The 3,538-nt window shown below is 74.5% G+C and carries 3 protein-coding genes, 1 tRNA gene and 2 pseudogenes; 1 reads left to right on the top strand and 5 read right to left on the bottom strand.

All coding sequences use genetic code 11. From position 1 onward, the window contains the following. Positions 1–95, top strand: a pseudogene (locus HGA02_RS21845) (DUF2510 domain-containing protein); the annotation flags it as partial. 43 nt (positions 96–138) lie between these two features. On the opposite strand, the gene HGA02_RS21005 reads toward HGA02_RS21845, so the two are convergent. From HGA02_RS21005 to HGA02_RS13300, 5 genes and pseudogenes are all read right to left on the bottom strand, one after another. Next, positions 139–726: an NAD(P)H-dependent oxidoreductase gene (locus tag HGA02_RS21005; protein ID WP_168679413.1), complete on the bottom strand. Its 588-nt coding sequence runs from the start codon at positions 724–726 to the stop codon at positions 139–141. A 109-nt stretch (positions 727–835) separates the two neighbouring features. Further along, a tRNA-Thr gene (locus HGA02_RS13315) sits at positions 836–912 on the bottom strand. 155 nt (positions 913–1,067) lie between these two features. Continuing rightward, the gene (locus HGA02_RS13310) at positions 1,068–1,991 is read right to left on the bottom strand and encodes a DsbA family protein (RefSeq protein WP_168679412.1); all 924 of its coding nucleotides are present in this window, start codon (positions 1,989–1,991) and stop codon (positions 1,068–1,070) included. 42 nt (positions 1,992–2,033) lie between these two features. Continuing rightward, positions 2,034–2,528, bottom strand: coding sequence for a hypothetical protein (locus HGA02_RS13305; protein WP_168679411.1), 495 nt, complete (start codon positions 2,526–2,528; stop codon positions 2,034–2,036). 124 nt (positions 2,529–2,652) lie between these two features. After that, a pseudogene (locus tag HGA02_RS13300) lies at positions 2,653–3,538 on the bottom strand (serine/threonine-protein kinase); the annotation flags it as partial.

Here is a 3,538-nt window from a genome sequence, read left to right as displayed (position 1 = left end):
AGCATGCGCCCGGGTGGTACGCCGACGGTGTGACGCCTGGCGTCCTGCGCTGGTTCGACGGTGCGGGGTGGACCGAGCACACGACCCGGCTCCCACCGCGCGCCCCCGTCGCCGCCGGCCGGGCTCAGCCGCGACCCGTCACTGCTCCCGGTCGCCGATGTGCCCCGGTGCCGTCACCGACAGCACGCGCTCCACGAACGAGCCGTACTCCTCCATGTAGTGCCGCAGGAACTGCTCGAGCGACGAGTCCGCGACCGACCCGTCGTCGCCGAACGTCTGCTCGGTGACCTGGATGTACACCTCGGGCGAGTTGAGCTGCGGCGCGTTGAGGAAGCTCAGGACGCTGCGCATCGACGACTGCATGACGGCCGTCCCGACCGCACCGATCGACGCCCCGACGATCCCCGTCGGCTTGCGCGCGAACGAGTTCGTCCCCCACGGCCGCGACCCCCAGTCGATCGCGTTCTTCAGCGCACCGGGGATGCTCCGGTTGTACTCGGGCGACACGAACAGGATCCCGTCCGACGCCTCGATCGCGTCCTTGAGCGCACGCGCCGGCGCCGGGTAGTCCGCGTCGTGGTCGGGGCTGTAGAGCGGGAGGTCGCCGATCGGGATCTCGGTGAACTCGAGCTCGTCGGGCGCGAGCGCGATCAGCGCCTGCGCGAGGCGGCGGTTGATCGAGCTGCTCGACAGGCTGCCGACGAAGTAGCCGATGCGGTAGGTCACGAGGGTCTCCTCTCCGCGGGCCGGCGGAGCAGGACGCGCGCACCGGCACCGGGGCTTGCGGACCCGTCCGATTCTCGTGCGGTACGCCGCGTCTCGCGCGGCGGGTGCGTGGAGCCCCCTGTCGGATTCGAACCGACGACCCCCTGTTTACAAGACAGGTGCTCTGGCCGACTGAGCTAAGGAGGCGGGCGGGGACAGCGTACCGGTGCCCCTCGCGCGGCCTGACGCAGGACGGCGCGGCGACGCAGGTCGGCGCCGCACGACGCCGGACGCGCCGACGGGCGGACCGGGAGCCCCTCGCGGGGTCCGGCCCGCCCGTCGGCGGTGCTGCAGTGAGGGCGTCAGCCCTTGGCGGCGGCGGCCTGCTCCACGGCGGCGCGCAGGGCGCCCGGCTGCTGCCAGTTGCCCTCCCACTTCACGCCGTCGATGAGGATGTACGGCGTGCCGAGGTCGGGGAACTGCTGCTGGGCAGACGCGTAGGCGGCCTTGACCCAGGGCGCGAACGTGCGCCACTCGCCGTCCTTCGTCGTGGTCTCGCCGTCGGCCTCGACCTCGTAGGTGCCGGTCACCGTGGACGTGAACTTCCCGGTCACCTCCTCGGAGACCCCGACGCCCTGCGCGATCTCGGCGAGCTCGGCGTCCGACAGGCCCGAGCTGCCCTCGGCGGGCTGGGTGTCCTCGGCGTACAGCGCGGACATGAAGTCGACCAGGTGCTCGGGCGACTCGTCGGCGACGACGGCGTACGCGTTCGCGGCGCGCGTCGAGTAGAACGTGCCCTGCGAGAAGTGGTCGAGGAACGCGAGCGGGTGGAACGCGACGGTGACGCCGTCGGTCTCGGTGAGGGCCTTCACGTCCTCGCCGTTGGTCTGCTCGAACTGGCCGCAGACGGGGCACATGAAGTCGAAGTAGATCGACAGCACGGTGTCGTCGTCGCCCTGCTCGCCGACGCCGGCGGGGCTCACGGGGATCCCGCCCTCGTCGTTCGCGGGTGCGGGGGCCTCGACGTCCGCGAGCGCAGGGGCCACCAGGCCCTCCTCGCCGCTGCCGTACGTGACGCTGCCGTAGGCCTCGGCGCGCTCCTTCGACTGGTTGACGATGAAGAAGACGACGGCACCGAGCGCGAGCACGGCGAGCACGAGGCCGCCGATCGCGAGCATGCGGTTCCGCTTGGCCTTGCGCTCCTGCTCGGCGCGCATCTGGGCGGCCTTGGCGCGCGCCTCGTCGCGTCGGACCGCCTTGGTGGGGCGGGGGTCGTTCGTGGGCATGGGTACTCCTGGTCCGGGAAGAAGAGGGGTCGGGCGGGTCGGTCAGACGGCGGAGACGGTGACCGGTGGTCCGCGGACCGGGAGGACGGCGACGCGCAGGCGGTCCCGCAGGACCGGCGCGGCGCGGTCGACGGGTGCCGCGACGCCGACGGGCAGCTGGACGGCTGCGTCGTCGAGACGGACGACCCAGCGCCGCAGGAGGCGGGTGACCCCGCGTGCGGCGCGGGCGACGACGACCGACGCGCCGAGCCCGCCCGCCGCGAGCGCGAGGTGCGTGAGGACGACGGGCATGGCGACGCTGAGCAGCAGCACGGCACCGCCGGCGGCGGGACCGAACGCGTAGGTGCCGTCGGGGCAGTCGGACGCGTCGCTCAGCAGCAGGAGCCGCACGCCCCACGGTCCGACGCCGACGGCGGACACGCACTGGTGCAGCAGCACCCGGCCGGACAGGGCGATCGCGAGCCCGAGCAGGGCGGCGAGCCCGGCGACGGCGACGAGCGCGCGCGAGTCCGCGAGCGGGGCTCGTCGTGCGCGCATGCGGGACAGCGTAGGGCCAGGACCTGTGCGGACCGGCCGGGTCGGAACGGTCGGACGCGGCGGACGCCACGGTGCGACGCCGGAGCGCGGCCGCCCTCGGCGTCCGGCGACGCGCGACGCGTGGTCAGGGCATCGTCGGCGTCGGGAGCGGCCACCAGGTGATCGGGCGACCGTCGAGCAGCAGGGCGACCAGCACGGCCGCGGCGGCGAGCAGCACGACGACGGCCACGAGCGCCCCGAGCCGACCCGGGGCGACGACCGCGAGCGTCCGGCGCGCGCCGACGCGCGTCATGCTCGACAGCGGCCCCCACCACACGACGAGCACGGCCAGCAGGACCAGCGCGCCGACGACGAGCGAGGCCGTGAGCCCCTGCACGGGCAGCCCGGACGGGGAGCCGTCGATCGTCCAGCGCCCCGAGTCGAGCAGCCACCACAGCACCCCCACGACGACCACCGCGACGCTCGCGCCGACGACGAGCGACGGCACGAGCCCGGCGGTCGCGCGCAGCAGGTGCCACGGTCCCGCGGCGACGGTGACGGGGACGTCGGAGCGGCGCACGCCGGACCGTTCGCGCCGCGTGTGCATCGACTCGACGGCGGTGCCGAACGTGCGGACGACGAGCATGAGGACACCGACCACGACGAGCGTGGCGCCCGGGAACAGGGTGCCCGCGGCGCCGCCCACGAGCAGCCCGGCGGCGAGCAGGGTGCCCCATCGCCGTTCGGTGGGCGGGCGCACGTACCCCGACCCCTCGGGGCCGGGCTCCTCGGACGCGTCGAGGTCGTCCTGGATCCACTCGACGCCCTCGGGGTCCTCCTCGTCGGACCAGCCGTCCTCGTCCTGCGACCAGCCGTCCCACCCGTCGTCGTCCGCGGCCTCGTCGTCGGTGCCGGGCTCGAACGTCCGCGTCTTCCCGTCGTTGGCGACGAGGGTCGCCGTGCCCGCGGGGGCAGCCGCACCGCCCGGTCGGGCGCCCGCGCCCGTGAGCAGCGCGGTCCCGGTCGCGTCG

This window comes from Cellulomonas septica (assembly GCF_012396155.1).
Taxonomy (GTDB): Bacteria; Actinomycetota; Actinomycetes; order Actinomycetales; family Cellulomonadaceae; genus Cellulomonas; species Cellulomonas septica.
The sequence above is the reverse complement of the archived record's forward strand: the minus strand, read 5'-3'. Positions and strand labels throughout refer to the sequence as shown.

Excerpts from the sequence above, each read along its gene's own strand:
- HGA02_RS13305 (WP_168679411.1), bottom strand. The coding sequence starts at position 2,528 with ATGCGCGCACGACGAGCCCCGCTCGCGGACTCGCGCGCGCTCGTCGCC.
- HGA02_RS13310 (WP_168679412.1), bottom strand. The coding sequence starts at position 1,991 with ATGCCCACGAACGACCCCCGCCCCACCAAGGCGGTCCGACGCGACGAG.